16 protein-coding genes are annotated in these 13,161 nt (G+C 59.9%); 12 read left to right on the top strand and 4 right to left on the bottom strand.

From position 1 onward, the window contains the following. The first annotated feature begins 11 nt into the window (after window positions 1–11). The 12 genes from ACRANW_RS11410 (at window position 12) to ACRANW_RS11355 (ending at window position 10,222) form a co-directional block, all read left to right on the top strand. Window positions 12–461 carry a hypothetical protein gene (locus ACRANW_RS11410; RefSeq protein WP_479431905.1) on the top strand — a complete coding sequence of 150 codons (450 nt, stop codon included), beginning with the start codon at window positions 12–14 and terminating at the stop codon, window positions 459–461. Next, window positions 458–1,210: a tRNA (guanosine(37)-N1)-methyltransferase TrmD gene (gene trmD, locus ACRANW_RS11405; RefSeq protein ID WP_479431904.1), complete on the top strand. Its 753-nt coding sequence runs from the start codon at window positions 458–460 to the stop codon at window positions 1,208–1,210. Before ACRANW_RS11410 ends, trmD begins: the two co-directional genes overlap by 4 nt. After that, window positions 1,197–1,565 (top strand): 50S ribosomal protein L19, encoded by a 369-nt coding sequence (gene rplS, locus ACRANW_RS11400; protein ID WP_479431903.1) that lies wholly within the window; start codon window positions 1,197–1,199, stop codon window positions 1,563–1,565. The genes trmD and rplS overlap by 14 nt, the downstream gene beginning before the upstream one ends. A gap of 144 nt (window positions 1,566–1,709) precedes the next feature. Continuing rightward, window positions 1,710–3,953: a S9 family peptidase gene (locus ACRANW_RS11395; protein WP_479431902.1), complete on the top strand. Its 2,244-nt coding sequence runs from the start codon at window positions 1,710–1,712 to the stop codon at window positions 3,951–3,953. A gap of 79 nt (window positions 3,954–4,032) precedes the next feature. Then, window positions 4,033–5,058, top strand: coding sequence for an aspartate-semialdehyde dehydrogenase (locus ACRANW_RS11390; protein ID WP_479431901.1), 1,026 nt, complete (start codon window positions 4,033–4,035; stop codon window positions 5,056–5,058). Window positions 5,059–5,063: 5 nt separating this feature from the next. After that, window positions 5,064–5,630, top strand: coding sequence for an aspartate-semialdehyde dehydrogenase (locus tag ACRANW_RS11385; protein WP_479431900.1), 567 nt, complete (start codon window positions 5,064–5,066; stop codon window positions 5,628–5,630). Between the two features lie 7 nt (window positions 5,631–5,637). After that, window positions 5,638–6,399 carry an alpha/beta fold hydrolase gene (locus ACRANW_RS11380; RefSeq protein WP_479431899.1) on the top strand — a complete coding sequence of 254 codons (762 nt, stop codon included), beginning with the start codon at window positions 5,638–5,640 and terminating at the stop codon, window positions 6,397–6,399. A gap of 77 nt (window positions 6,400–6,476) precedes the next feature. After that, window positions 6,477–8,327 carry a M2 family metallopeptidase gene (locus tag ACRANW_RS11375; protein ID WP_479431898.1) on the top strand — a complete coding sequence of 617 codons (1,851 nt, stop codon included), beginning with the start codon at window positions 6,477–6,479 and terminating at the stop codon, window positions 8,325–8,327. Further along, window positions 8,324–8,776, top strand: coding sequence for an ATP-dependent zinc protease family protein (locus ACRANW_RS11370; RefSeq protein WP_479431897.1), 453 nt, complete (start codon window positions 8,324–8,326; stop codon window positions 8,774–8,776). Before ACRANW_RS11375 ends, ACRANW_RS11370 begins: the two co-directional genes overlap by 4 nt. 24 nt (window positions 8,777–8,800) lie before the next feature. Further along, window positions 8,801–9,706 carry a 30S ribosomal protein S6--L-glutamate ligase gene (gene rimK, locus ACRANW_RS11365; protein ID WP_479431896.1) on the top strand — a complete coding sequence of 302 codons (906 nt, stop codon included), beginning with the start codon at window positions 8,801–8,803 and terminating at the stop codon, window positions 9,704–9,706. Between the two features lie 49 nt (window positions 9,707–9,755). After that, window positions 9,756–10,037, top strand: coding sequence for a hypothetical protein (locus ACRANW_RS11360; protein ID WP_479431895.1), 282 nt, complete (start codon window positions 9,756–9,758; stop codon window positions 10,035–10,037). Then, the gene (locus tag ACRANW_RS11355) at window positions 10,037–10,222 is read left to right on the top strand and encodes a hypothetical protein (protein ID WP_479431894.1); all 186 of its coding nucleotides are present in this window, start codon (window positions 10,037–10,039) and stop codon (window positions 10,220–10,222) included. Before ACRANW_RS11360 ends, ACRANW_RS11355 begins: the two co-directional genes overlap by 1 nt. Window positions 10,223–10,246: 24 nt before the next feature. Here the strand turns inward: ACRANW_RS11355 and ACRANW_RS11350 are convergent, their stop codons facing one another. From ACRANW_RS11350 to rpsF, 4 genes are all read right to left on the bottom strand, one after another. After that, window positions 10,247–11,683 (bottom strand): AMP nucleosidase, encoded by a 1,437-nt coding sequence (locus ACRANW_RS11350; RefSeq protein WP_479431893.1) that lies wholly within the window; start codon window positions 11,681–11,683, stop codon window positions 10,247–10,249. A gap of 141 nt (window positions 11,684–11,824) precedes the next feature. Then, entirely contained in the window at window positions 11,825–12,427 is a 603-nt protein-coding gene (gene rplI / locus ACRANW_RS11345; protein WP_479431892.1) for a 50S ribosomal protein L9, read from the bottom strand. A gap of 12 nt (window positions 12,428–12,439) precedes the next feature. Further along, a complete protein-coding gene (rpsR, locus tag ACRANW_RS11340) occupies window positions 12,440–12,664 on the bottom strand; it encodes a 30S ribosomal protein S18 (RefSeq protein WP_017665523.1) in 225 nt (74 codons plus the stop codon). Next, on the bottom strand, window positions 12,664–13,029 hold the full coding sequence (gene rpsF / locus ACRANW_RS11335; protein WP_479431891.1) for a 30S ribosomal protein S6: 366 nt from the start codon (window positions 13,027–13,029) through the stop codon (window positions 12,664–12,666). The genes rpsR and rpsF overlap by 1 nt, the downstream gene beginning before the upstream one ends. Between the last annotated feature and the right edge of the window lie 132 nt (window positions 13,030–13,161).

Below are 13,161 nucleotides of genomic sequence, written 5' to 3'. Positions count from 1 at the left end.
TCCTCCTAGCTTTGCCGATCGTCATTGCAATCGAATGGGGTTTTGCGCGCACTCTGGATTGGACGGCCTATCCGCGCAGCGAGTGGGTTGCGCTGTTTGATCTTTGCGTCTTCCTGCCGACGCTTTATCTTAGCGCTTTCGCCTCCGACTTGACACGCAAGGCCCAGTTGCTTCGGTGCCTGGGGATCGCCGGGACCGGCCTATTCGCTGCAAGCCTAATCGTGCCGCAAACCAATCAGTTCATCATCAGCGAGCTTTCTGCCCTACGCAATATGGCGTTGATCGGCGTCGTTGCTTTCGAGGGCTGGTTTCTTTGGAAGATGATTGGTGCCGTCTATCGCCAGAATGTGGAAGCTAAGACGCTTGAACGAGAATTCGCGATGCCAGGATGGATCGCGAAGTTGATGGTGCTCGAAGCGAAGTTCTGGAAGGCCGTTTGGGCGTTTCTGCGCCATAAATGACCTTCGCTGCCACCATCCTCACGCTCTACCCTGAGATGTTTCCCGGGCCACTCGGGCACAGCCTCGCCGGCCGTGCCATGGCTGAAGGTAAGTGGGCCTGTGAAACCGTGCAGATCCGCGACTTCGCCACAGACAAGCACCGCACCGTCGATGATACGCCCGCTGGCGGCGGGGCGGGCATGGTGCTGAAGTGTGATGTACTGGCACGTGCCCTCGACAGCACGCCGGTCGCTGGGCGCTCTGTCCTTGCCATGACCCCGCGGGGGGCGCCGATCACACAGGCGCGCATCCGCGATCTTGCCAGCGGCCCCGGCGTCATCATTCTGTGCGGGCGCTTTGAAGGGTTCGACGAACGCTTGTTCGAGGCGCGACCGCAGATCGAACAGGTCAGCCTCGCCGACGTCGTGCTGTCGGGCGGTGAGATGGCCGCGCTTACCATCCTTGATGCTTGCATTCGGCTGCTTCCCGGCGTAATGGGCGCGGCTTCCAGCGGGGATGAAGAGAGCTTTGAACAAAGCCTGCTCGAATATCCGCACTATACCCGGCCTCAGCAATGGGAAGGGCGCACGATCCCCGAAGTGCTGCGATCGGGGGATCATGCGAAGATCGCTGCTTGGCGCAAGGCAAGAAGCGAGCAAGACACACGGTTACGCAGGCCGGATTTGTGGGAGCGCTATGAGGGCGCTCGGGTCCAGCCTGCCTCTGGCGCGCGGCGTGAACGAAGGAACGCAGGTCATGAACCTGATTAAACAGATTGAAGCCGAAGAAATCGCCAAGTCCGGTAAGGACATCCCGACATTCCGCGCAGGCGATACCGTCCGCGTCGGCGTGAAGGTGAAGGAAGGCAACCGTGAGCGTGTTCAGAACTACGAAGGCGTCGTGATCGCCCGTTCGAACCGCGGCATGGGCAGCAACTTCACCGTCCGCAAAATGAGCTTCGGCGAAGGCGTCGAGCGTGTCTTCCCGCTCTATTCGCCGATCGTGGAAACCATCACCGTGGTTCGCCGCGGTGTGGTGCGTCGTGCCAAGCTGTATTACCTGCGCGGCCGCACCGGCAAGAGCGCGCGTATCGTCGAACGTCGCGATTACGCGCCCAAGGCGTAAGGCTTACCAGCCACCGAATTTGTGAAGGGCGGCGCTGCAAGGCGCCGCCCTTTTCGTTTGCGCCCCTTGCCATTCCGCGTCGTCATTGCGAGGAAAGACGCGCGCGGCCACCAGGCGGCCCGCGATGAAGAGGTGAGCTTTTGGATGCGTTTGGTTTTAGCTGCGGTTGCCTTGTCTCTTTCCACCTGCTTGACAACACCGGTGTTTGCGCAGGACGCCATGACTGAGGAGGCTCCGATGCTCAGGTTTGAGCGGGTTTTCGCCAGCCCCGGCCTTGATGGCCCTGCGCCGCGGCAGGTGAAGTTGGCCCCTGATGGCCGTTATCTCACCTTGCTGCGCAACCGCGCCGACGATCGTGAGCGGTACGACCTTTGGGGCTATGATATCGAGAGTCGCGAATGGCGGATGCTGGTCGATTCTGAAAAGCTGGGAACCGGCCGCGAATTGTCCGAAGACGAGAAAATGCAGCGTGAGCGCGCCCGCGTCGGCAGCTTGAAAGGCATCATCACCTATCAATGGGCAAGTGATGGCTCTGGCGTGCTCGTGCCGCTCGACGGTGATCTGTTCCTGGCAAAGCTAGACGGTAGCGTCACCCGGTTGACCGATACCGAGGGCACTGAGCTTAATCCCAAATTGTCCTCCAAAGGCGGTTATGTCAGCTTCGTGCGCGATCGGCGGCTGTGGACCGGCCCGGTCGGTGGTGAGGCGCAGCCAATCACGCCCGCAGATGAGGCCGAGACGATCCGCTGGGGCGAAGCCGAATTTGTCGCGCAGGAGGAAATGGCGCGTTTGTCCGGATATTGGTGGTCGCCCGATGACAGCCGCATCGTGGTCCAGCGCACTGATGAAGCCAGTGTGGGCATTGTGACCCGCGCAGCGATCGGCGCAACCGGCACCAAGGTGTTTGACCAACGCTACCCGGCGGCGGGAACCGATAACGCGGTGGTTGAGCTGTTCGTCATGAACCCGGACGGCACGGACAGCGTGAAGATCGACCTTGGGCTCGATCTCGATATCTATGTTGCCCGCGTTGATTGGGCGCGGGATGGCAGCGCGGTCTTTGTTCAGCGGCAGAACCGCGCGCAAACCAAAACCGATATGCTCCGGGTTGATCCGGCCACAGGCGCAAGCACGGTTTGGTTTACCGAAAGCGCGGCGCGGCCCGATTACTGGGTCAATCTTTCCGACAATTACCGCTTTCTCAAGGACGGATCGTTGCTGTGGTGGTCGGAGCGCAATGGTTATGGGCATTTCTATCGCTATGCAGATGGGCAGTGGCAGCAATTGACCAGCGGCACTTCGCCCACCACGTCGCTTGTCGGAGTGGATGAGGCAGCCGGCACGTTCATCTATCAAGCCACCGCCGACGTGTTGACCCAACAGATCTATCGCGCGCGGCTTGATGGGACGGGGGAGCCGCAACTGCTTACCGATCCTGCCTTCACCAACAATGCCAGCATGGATGGGGCAGGGCGGCTGCTGTACGTCACCCGATCGGCACCCAGCCAGCCGCCGCAGTCCTACCTCGCAACACCCGATGGCAAGCAGGTAGCCTGGATCGAGGAAAATCGCGTCGCAGGCGATCACCCTTATGCGCCGTACCTTTCGGGCCATGTGACGCCCGAATATGGCACCATCGCTGCCGAGGATGGCACGCCGCTGCACTGGATGATGCTGAAGCCCGCTATCGAGCCGGGCAGACGTTACCCGGTGTTCTTCAGCCACTACGGCGGCCCCGGCCCGCAGATGGTGACGAAGGGTTGGGGCGGGGCGCTGGCGCAGTCGATCGTCGACAAGGGGTACATCTATTTCGTTCTCGACAATCGCGGATCGGCCAACCGGGGCGTCGATTTTGAGCAGCCACTTTACCGGGCCATGGGTACGGCTGAGGTCCGCGATCAGAGGGCGGGCGCGCAGTTCCTCAAAAGCCTCGATTTCGTCGATCCGAACAAGGTCGCGATCTACGGGTGGTCCTATGGCGGCTACATGACGTTGAAGCAGCTGGAAGCCGACCCCGGCCTCTACGCCGCCGGCATTTCCGGCGCGCCGGTAACCCGGTGGGAGCTTTATGACACCCACTACACCGAACGCTACATGGGCGACCCGCGCGAAGTGCCCGAGGCGTACGAGAGGGCCAGCGCTATCCCCGACGCCTCGAAGATCAGCGATCCCCTGCTGCTGATCCACGGCATGGCGGACGACAATGTGGTGTTCGAAAACTCATCGGAACTGATTAGCGTGCTTCAGGAAAGCAACACGCCGTTCGAGATGATGCTCTACCCAGGCTACACCCACCGCGTATCAGGTGAAAAGATCGGGCCGCACGTCTGGAACAGCATAATGCGCTTTCTGAATGCGCATGGTGTGACGCCGCCGCCGGGCGAATAGGTCTGCACAGCGACGATAGCGGTTGCGCTGGGGGCAGCGCACGCTATCTCGCGCAGCCAGGGTTCAAGGAGAACGTGTAGTGGGTTATCGGGTGGCAGTGGTCGGTGCGACCGGCAATGTCGGGCGCGAGATAATGCAGGTTCTCGCCGAGCGAGAATTTCCGTGCGACGAGGTCGCTGCGGTCGCTTCGAGCCGCTCGGTGGGCAGTGAAGTTGAGTTCGGCGACACCGGCAAGATGCTCAAGTGCAAGAATATCGAGCATTTCGACTGGGCTGGATGGGACATTGCGCTGTTTGCCGCAGGCTCAGGCCCGGCCAAGGAATATGCCCCTAAGGCAGCGGCTGCCGGTTGCATCGTGATCGATAATTCGTCGCTCTACCGCATGGATCCCGATGTGCCGTTGGTGGTGCCGGAAGTGAACCCGGACGCGATCGATGGCTACACCGCGCGCAACATCATCGCCAACCCCAACTGCTCCACCGCACAGCTGGTCGTCGCGCTGAAGCCGCTGCATGACTTTGCCAAGATCAAGCGCGTCGTCGTCTCGACCTACCAATCGGTATCGGGCGCAGGCAAGGCGGGCATGGACGAGCTGTTCCAGCAAAGCCGTGCAATTTTTGTCGGTGATCCGGTGGAACCCTCCAAATTCACCAAGCAGATCGCCTTCAATGTGATCCCGCACATTGATGACTTCCTGGATGATGGATCAACCAAGGAAGAATGGAAAATGGTGGTCGAAACCAAGAAAATCCTCGATCCCAAGATCAAGCTGAACGCCACCTGTGTGCGGGTGCCGGTGTTTGTCGGCCATTCCGAGGCGGTGAACATCGAATTCGAAAACGAGATCTCGGCCGAACAGGCGATGGATATCCTGCGCGAAGCGCCCGGCGTCATGCTGATCGATAAGCGTGAAGATGGCGGCTACATCACCCCGGTGGAATGTGTTGGCGACGCTGCGACTTTCATTAGCCGGGTGCGCGAAGACCCCACGGTTGAAAACGGCATCACGCTGTGGTGCGTGTCCGATAATCTGCGCAAGGGCGCGGCGCTGAACGCGGTGCAGATTGCCGAATTGCTCGGACGCCGACATCTGAAGAAAGGCTAAAGCTGATGCGGTTTGCTCTTCTGGCTTTGACAGGCGCTCTGGCTTTGACCGGATGTGACAATGGCGATGTGCCCAGCCCGGCCGAACGTCAGCAGGGCGAAGCGGCGCAGAGCGCGGTCGCTGCCAACGCAGTCGAACTGCGCGGCGATGGGTTGTCCGCCGGTTCCGAAGCCTTCTACTTTGCTGCCGGACAGGCCGAAGTCGAAGGCGCGTTGACCAAAACACTGGGCGCGTCGCTGCGATCGGGCCAAAATGCCGAATGCGGAGCAGGTCCGATCACCTTCACTGACTTTGCGGGCGGATTGACCGCGCATTTTCAAAAGGGGCGGCTCGTCGGCTGGAATTGGCATGCGCGGCAAGATGGTGACGCCGCACCCACCGGCACCGTCGGTCTGCCGGGTGACGTGCAGGTCGGATCGGCACGGGCGGCGGTAGAGGCAGCGACGGGGTTTGCTCCTGTCGATGGCAGCACGCTTGGTGAAGAATTCGCGCTTGGCAACAACATCGGCGGTTTCATTGCGGGCGACAAAGTCGAAATGCTTTACGCCGGAACGCAGTGTTTCTTCCGTTGAACGAAGCATGACCCGGTTGAGCGAGCACTTTGTCAGTTTCGATGGCGCGCGTCTTGCTGTCCATACCGAGGGTGAAGGCCGCCCAGTCGTCTTGCTTCACGGGTTGTTTTCGTCCTCACACATGAATTGGATCAAATGGGGCCATGGCGCGCGGCTTGCAGCGGCAGGGTTTCAGGCAATCATGATGGACTTTCGGGTGCACGGTGCGAGCGAAGCCCCGCGTGACGTCAGCGCCTATCCCGCCGGCGTGCTGGTGCGCGATGTTGTTGCTATGGTTGAACATCTCGGTCTGGAACCCGGCGGCTTCGACCTTGTGGGCTTTTCGCTTGGCGCGCGTACCGTGATGCATGCGGTGGGTTACGGCATTCTCGATCCGCGCCGCTTGGCGATATGCGGGATGGGCGTTGCGGGGCTCGTCCAATGGGAACGGCGTGCCGCGCATTTCAAGCGGGTGATCGACGAATTCGACACGATCAAGCCCGGCGATTCCGCCTACACGGCGCGCACGTTCCTGAAGTCGCAAGGCATTGACCGGGTTGCGGCAAGATTATTGCTGGACGCAATGGATGATTTCGATCTCGCGCGCCTAGCCGGCATTACCATGCCAACCGCGCTGATCTGCGGCGAAGAGGATGATGACAATGGTTCCGCCGCGGAACTGGCCGCGCTGCTCCCGGACGCCAAATATATCGCGGTTCCGGGTACGCACCTCAACAGCGTAACCAAGCCAGAGTTCGGCGAAGCCATCACCCGCTTTCTCTTGGTCTGACCGCTGCGGGTTGATTCCCGGCGCACGGAGGTTCAAACCGCTCGCCATTGTCACATGACTGACGGGAACGACCACTGATGAAATTTGCTGCCCCCTTGCTTCGCAGCGCCGCCGCTGCTGCGTTGGCTATAGCTGTTGCAACGCCTCTGATGGCTCAGGAAGCCGCGGCCCCTGTCGCTGCCGAATCGCTCACGCCCGAAGATGCGCGCGCCTGGATCGCAAAGGTAGAAGCCGACCTCGCGGCGTTCTCGGTCGAGTTTGCGCATATTTCTTGGGTCAATGCGACCTACATCAATCATGATACCGATACGCTCGCCGCGAAGTATGGGTCGGAATTGACGTTGAAGCAGGTCGCCTTCGCCACTGAGGCTGCGCGTTATGCCCGGATCGTTGGACTCGATGCCGAAACCACGCGCAAGCTCGATATGCTGCGCAACAGCATCTCGCTCCCTGCGCCAAACCGGCCGGGCGCCGCCGCGGAATTGAACGACATCGCCACGCGCCTTGGCTCGGCCTATGGGCGCGGCAAGGGCACGCTTAATGGCGCGCCGATCAATGGCAGCGATATCGAGGCCGAGATGGGCAATCTCGAACGCACCCCTGCCGAATTGCAAGAAATGTGGGCCAGCTGGCACGACAATGTGGGCGCGCCGATGCGGGAGGATTACACCCGGATGACCGCGCTCGCCAACGAAGGTTCCAAGGAATTGGGCTTTGCCGATTTTGGCGCGATGTGGCGTTCAGGTTATGACATGAGTCCGGAAGAATTTGCCGGCGAGACTGAGCGGATGTGGCAGGAGGTGAAGCCGCTTTACATTGCGCTGCACACCTATGTCCGCGGCAAGCTGAACGACAAGTATGGCGATGCCGTGCAGTCGCGCACCGGCCCGATCCGCGCCGATCTTCTGGGCAATATGTGGGCGCAGGAATGGGGCAATATTTACCCCCTCGTGGCGCCGGCAGGTGCAGGTGACATTGGATATGACCTTACCGATCTGATCGCGAAGAAGGATCTCGATGCGATCAAGATGACCAAGGTGGGCGAGCAGTTCTTCTCCTCGCTGGGCTTTGATCCGCTGCCCGAAACCTTCTGGGAGCGTAGCCAGTTTACCAAGCCAGCCGACCGTGAAGTGGTGTGCCATGCCTCGGCCTGGAACCTCGACAATGTCGATGATCTGCGCATCAAGATGTGCATCAAGCCTAACGCGGACGACTTCACCACGATCCACCACGAATTGGGCCACAATTACTACCAGCGCGCTTACAACAAGCAGGATTTTCTGCACCTGACCGGTGCAAATGACGGCTTTCACGAAGCGATTGGCGATATGATCGCGCTGTCGATCACGCCAGAATATCTGGTGCAGATTGAACTGCTTGACTCCAAGGACGTGCCGAGCGCCGACAAGGATATTGGCCTGCTGCTGCGTCAGGCGATGGATAAGGTCGCGTTTTTGCCATTTGGGCTGCTGCTTGACCGGTATCGCTGGGGCTTGTTTGACGGCTCAATCCCAGAAGCCGCCACCAATACGGGCTGGAACGATCTGCGCCGTGATTATCAGGGTGTCGTTCCACCGGTTGAGCGTGATCCCGCCGGCTTCGACGCAGGCGCAAAATATCACATTCCGGGCAACGTCTCCTACACCCGTTACTTCCTTGCGCGGTTGCTGCAGTTCCAGTTCTACAAGGCTGCCTGCGACACTGCCGGGTGGGAAGGGCCGCTGCACCGCTGCTCGTTCTACGGCAACAAGGAAGTCGGTGCGAAACTGGATGCCATGCTGGAGTTGGGTGCATCAAAGCCTTGGCCCGATGCTCTGGAAGCCTTCACCGGCGAGCGTCAGATGAACGGCACCGCGATGGTCGAATACTTCGCACCGCTAATGACGTGGCTGGAACAGCAGAACAAGGGCGAGGTCGCCGGTTGGTGAGCCAGCGCACGCCGATGATGGTAGGCTGGCGCGAACTCGTCAGCCTGCCTGAACTCGGCCTGACGGACATTCCCGCCAAGATCGACACCGGCGCGCGCACATCCTCGCTTCACGCCGATGTCCTCGACGATTTCCAGCGTGACGGCGAACGATTTGTTCGCTTCGCCGTCAACTGGGACGGCGTCCGCCACACCTGTGAGGCAGTACACGTTGATCTGCGCGGCATCACCAGTTCGAACGGCGATCAGCAGACCCGCTTTGTCATCAAGACGCCGCTGACAATCGGTAATCTTAACTTCCGGGCAGAAATCAGTCTGGCGGACCGGTCCCAGATGCAATTCCCGATGCTGATCGGGCGTACCGCACTCAGGCGGCGCATGGTGGTTGATAGCGGTCATTCGTGGCTGCAATCGCCGGGAAATGCAGATAAAGGGCTGACCCGCCGGTAAAACGCCGGACTCGAAAGGCACCTCATGAAAATCGCGATGCTGGCGCGCAACGCCAACCTTTATTCGCACAAGCGGCTGAAAGAGGCCGCCGAAGCGCGCGGCCATAGCCTCGACATCCTCAATACGCTGCGCTGCACGGTGCATATCGCCAGCCATCGTCCCGAGGTGTTCTATAATGGTGCGCCGATTGAGGCCTATGATGCGGTGATCCCGCGTATCGGGGCCTCAATCACCAATTATGGCCTGGCGATCCTGCGGCAGTTCGAAATGCGCGGCAGCTGGTCCCTGAATGAAAGCGTTGCGATCGGGCGCAGCCGTGACAAGCTGCGATCCTTGCAGATCCTCGCCAAGCACGGATTGGGCCTGCCGCTGACGGCCTATGCCAATGATCCCAAGCAAGCGGAAGAGATTATCCGCGCGGTCAAAGGGCCGCCAGTGGTCATCAAATTGCTGGAAGGCACGCAAGGGATCGGTGTTGTTCTGGCGGAAACGATGAGCAGCGCCAAATCGGTGATTGAGGCGTTTCGCGGGGCCAACGTCAACATTCTGGTGCAGGAGTTCATCAAGGAAGCTGGCGGCACCGATATCCGCGCGCTGGTTGTGGGCGGCAAGGTGGTTGCCGCGATGAAGCGTACCGGCGCGCCGGACGAATTCCGGTCCAACCTGCATCGCGGCGGAAGCGCTCAAGTGATTAAAATTACGCCCGAGGAACGCTCCACCGCCGTGCGCGCAGCCAAGCACATGGGGCTGAACGTGTGCGGGGTAGATATGCTGCGCTCCAACTACGGCCCCGTCATCATGGAAGTCAATTCGTCGCCCGGACTCGAAGGCATCGAAAGCGCGACGGGCAAAGATGTGGCAGGTCAGATCATCGACTTCATCGCGGCCAACGCGAAGGATGGGCAGACGAGGACGAAGGGGCGAGGGTGATAATCTTCGATATTGAAGAAGAAAAGAGGGATGAATGAAGCTCGTAATAATGCCCGGACTGCGGTTGGCTTTCTTCGCGACCGCGCTCATCAGTGCTGCGGTGCAAGCGAATGACTCGACGGTAGAAACGCGCCTCGACGAGCTCGATCTGAGTTATGAAATCGACGGCGACGGTGACTACAAGATCGTCGTCAGCTACCCCGAAGAAAAGCGCACCCAATTAATATTTGTGGCGGGTAGCACCGAAACAATGACTGGCATTACAATCCGTGAAATCTTTGCCCCGCGGCTTTGGTCAAAGAACACGAGATCAATGGCGCAAAGGCTGTAATGCTGCTGGAAAATGCCAGCGAAAACAAGATTGGCAGCTGGGAAATTCGAGGCGAGGTTGTCTACTTTGTTGCCAAGATTGCCGAACCGATAAGCAGCACGGACCTCGGAACTGTCATAGACGCCGTGGCCGCAACCGCAGACGATATGGAAATCGAACTCACGAGCGGCAGCGACGGGCTGTAAATCGACCGCTGCCGCCTTGAGGTCTCATCGAAACGGCGGCTCGTTAAATGCGCGCAGTTTGCGGCTATGCAGCCGGTCGCCTTCGTCCCGTAGCCTTGCAACCGCCACAATGCCCATTTGCAGGTGGGCCGCGATGGCCTCTTCGTAAAACTTGTTCGCCTGGCCCGGCAGTTTGATCTCGCCGTGCAGCGGTTTGTCTGACACGCACAGCAGCGTCCCGTAAGGGACTCGGAAGCGATAGCCCTGTGTTGCGATAGTCGCGCTTTCCATGTCGATCGCGATGGCCCGGCTTTGCGAGAACCGCTTGGCCGAGGAGGAATAGCGCAGCTCCCAATTGCGATCATCGGTGGTGACAACCGTGCCGGTGCGCATGCGCTGTTTGAGGTTGGCGCCCTGCACGCCGCTGACTTTTTCCGCAGCGCCCGCCATGGCCTGCTGCACTTCGGCAATCGGAGGAATAGGAACTTCGGGCGGCAAGACCGCGTCAAGCACGTGATCATCGCGCAGGTACGCATGAGCGAGCACGAAATCACCGATCTTCTGGGTTGAGCGCAGCCCGCCACAATGGCCGATCATCATCCACGCGTGTGGACGCAACACCGCAAGGTGATCGCAGATCGTCTTGGCGTTGGAGGGGCCGACGCCGATATTGACCAGCGTGATCCCACGACCATCATCGCGGACGAGGTGATAGGCGGGCATTTGGTGGCGGCGCCAGGCGGTGTCGTTGAGCTGGTCCTGCGCATGGGCGGTCGGCTCACGGATATTCAGCCCCGCGGCTCCTGTCAGCGCAACATATCCTTCGGTGCCGATTTGCGTAGCGCCCCAGTTCACGAATTCATCGACATAGCGGTGGTAGTTCGTGAACAGGATGAAGTCCTGAAAATCGCTGACTTCGCTGCCGGTGTAATGCTTCAGCCGGGCGAGTGAATAGTCGGTCCGCAAGCCGTCAAACAGCGAAAGCGGAATGTCGTTGGTGCTGTCAATTTCGATCCCGTCGGCCAGCTCATCGCCAATCAGCGCAAGATCGGTGGAGGGAAAATGGCTTGCGATATCCTGCGGTGATATGCCCACCATCGCTGCGCCAGCTTCACCATCCAGCACATAAGGAAAGGGAATTTCCTGCCGCGACCGGCTTACGCGCACGTCGATGTCGTATTCGTCTGCAATCAGTTGCAGCTGTTCGGTGAGGTACTGCGCGAAGAGATCCGGGCGGGTGATCGTCGTGGTGTAGGTTCCCGGCATCTCCAGCCGACCGAATGCCCGACTACGATCGCGCGGAGCGCCGATCCCGGCATAGCGCAATGTGAGCTGCGGATAGGCATAGCTGCCATCAGTGCGTTTCGACGGGGACGGCAGCGTGCCATCGCGCCCGAAGGCGATCACATCGTCGCGCAAAGTGCGCACCGCATCGTCATAGTGCTGCTGCAATTGGGCAAGGATTGCGGGAATGTCGATCATGGCAGGTGTTCTGCTCCCTTCTTGTTATCGTTGTGCGTCAGGACCTTTGCGCAAGTCGTGGCCTGTTACAAGAAGGGCGCGGAGACCATTCCGATCTCCGCGCCCTCTTGCGACAATAATTGGCTGACTAAGCCGCGACGATCACTCTTCGCCGTCTTCCATCAATTCTGCCGGGATTTCGCCGGGCTCAAGGCCAGGTTCGATACGGGTCGCATCGGCCTGTTCCTCAATCTCGCGCTGTTCGTCTTCGAACATCTGCGCAAGTACGTCGACGCCTTCGCTTTGCAGCTTGGCTTCGTCGTCCGAGCGGGCGACGTTCGCCTTAACAGTCACGCGGACTTCAGGGTGCAGGGCAACGGTTACATTGTGCATACCGATGTTCTTGATCGGTGCGCCAAGGATAACCATGCGCTTGTCAACGTCATGGCCCTGATCGGCAAGACCAGCGACGATATCGCGCACGCTGACCGAACCGTACAGCTGGCCGGCGTTCGAAGCGGCGCGGATCAGCACCACTTCTGCGCCTGCCACCTTTTCGCCCTGCGATTCAGCAGCCGAGCGACGCTCGGCGTTCTCGGTGACCAGCCGTTCACGGTTGGCTTCGAAAACCTTTTTGTTGGATTCGTTTGCGCGAAGAGCCTTCTTCTGCGGCAGCAGGAAGTTACGCGCGTAGCCGTCCTTAACGGTGACAACGTCACCGATCGAGCCGAGCTTTTCGATGCGCTCAAGGAGAATGATGTTCATTGTCGCTTCTCCCTACTTCACGATGAACGGCAAGAGGCCGATCTGGCGGGCGCGCTTGATCGCCTGGGCCAGTTCACGCTGCTTTTTCGCCGAAACGGCGGTGATGCGCGAAGGCACGATCTTGCCACGCTCGGACATGAAACCCTGCAGCAGGCGCACGTCCTTGTAATCAATCTTGGGGGCGTCCTTGGCCGCGAACGGGCAGGACTTGCGGCGGCGGAAAAAAGGACGTGCCATCAGTCGCGATCCTCACGTGCATCGCGACGCTTACGCTCGCGCTCGTTCTTGCGCATCATCACGCTGGGGCCTTCCTCGTGTTCGTCCACGCGAATGGTCATGTAGCGGATGACGTCTTCGTTAATACGGGTCTGGCGTTCGAGTTCTGCCACAACCGAGCCGGGGGCTTCGATGTTGAGCAGCACGAAATGCGCCTTGCGGTTACGCTCGATCTTGTAAGCAAGCGACTTGAGGCCCCAGGTTTCGGTCTTGACGACCTTGCCCTTGCCGGCCTCGACGATTTCGGTGGCTTGCGCCGCCAGCGCGTCAACCTGAGCTTGGCTCAGATCCTGACGTGCGAGAAAGACGTGCTCATACAGAGCCATCTCGCGTCCTTTCACTTCCATGCCGATCGCTGGCTTGTCCGTGCCGATTGCACGGGGCCCCTCCGGCTTTCTTCAAACAATCGCAGGGCGGTTCCCGTGCGAAGAGCGCCCCTTACAGCGTTGGCGAAGAAT

The sequence above is a fragment of the Erythrobacter sp. 'gip.4 top 5' genome (assembly GCF_056495765.1).
The sequence above is the reverse complement of the archived record's forward strand: the minus strand, read 5'-3'. Positions and strand labels throughout refer to the sequence as shown.

Bases quoted from the DNA above. Each gene is read 5' to 3' on its own strand.
- rplI (WP_479431892.1), bottom strand. From the start codon at position 12,427: ATGAACATCATTCTCCTTGAGCGCATCGAAAAGCTCGGCTCGATCGGT.
- rpsF (WP_479431891.1), bottom strand. From the start codon at position 13,029: ATGGCTCTGTATGAGCACGTCTTTCTCGCACGTCAGGATCTGAGCCAA.
- ACRANW_RS11375 (WP_479431898.1), top strand. From the start codon at position 6,477: ATGAAATTTGCTGCCCCCTTGCTTCGCAGCGCCGCCGCTGCTGCGTTG.
- ACRANW_RS11360 (WP_479431895.1), top strand. From the start codon at position 9,756: ATGCCCGGACTGCGGTTGGCTTTCTTCGCGACCGCGCTCATCAGTGCT.
- ACRANW_RS11350 (WP_479431893.1), bottom strand. From the start codon at position 11,683: ATGATCGACATTCCCGCAATCCTTGCCCAATTGCAGCAGCACTATGAC.
- rimK (WP_479431896.1), top strand. From the start codon at position 8,801: ATGAAAATCGCGATGCTGGCGCGCAACGCCAACCTTTATTCGCACAAG.
- ACRANW_RS11385 (WP_479431900.1), top strand. From the start codon at position 5,064: ATGCGGTTTGCTCTTCTGGCTTTGACAGGCGCTCTGGCTTTGACCGGA.
- ACRANW_RS11395 (WP_479431902.1), top strand. From the start codon at position 1,710: ATGCGTTTGGTTTTAGCTGCGGTTGCCTTGTCTCTTTCCACCTGCTTG.
- rpsR (WP_017665523.1), bottom strand. From the start codon at position 12,664: ATGGCACGTCCTTTTTTCCGCCGCCGCAAGTCCTGCCCGTTCGCGGCC.
- ACRANW_RS11355 (WP_479431894.1), top strand. From the start codon at position 10,037: ATGCTGCTGGAAAATGCCAGCGAAAACAAGATTGGCAGCTGGGAAATT.
- ACRANW_RS11380 (WP_479431899.1), top strand. From the start codon at position 5,638: ATGACCCGGTTGAGCGAGCACTTTGTCAGTTTCGATGGCGCGCGTCTT.
- rplS (WP_479431903.1), top strand. From the start codon at position 1,197: ATGAACCTGATTAAACAGATTGAAGCCGAAGAAATCGCCAAGTCCGGT.
- trmD (WP_479431904.1), top strand. From the start codon at position 458: ATGACCTTCGCTGCCACCATCCTCACGCTCTACCCTGAGATGTTTCCC.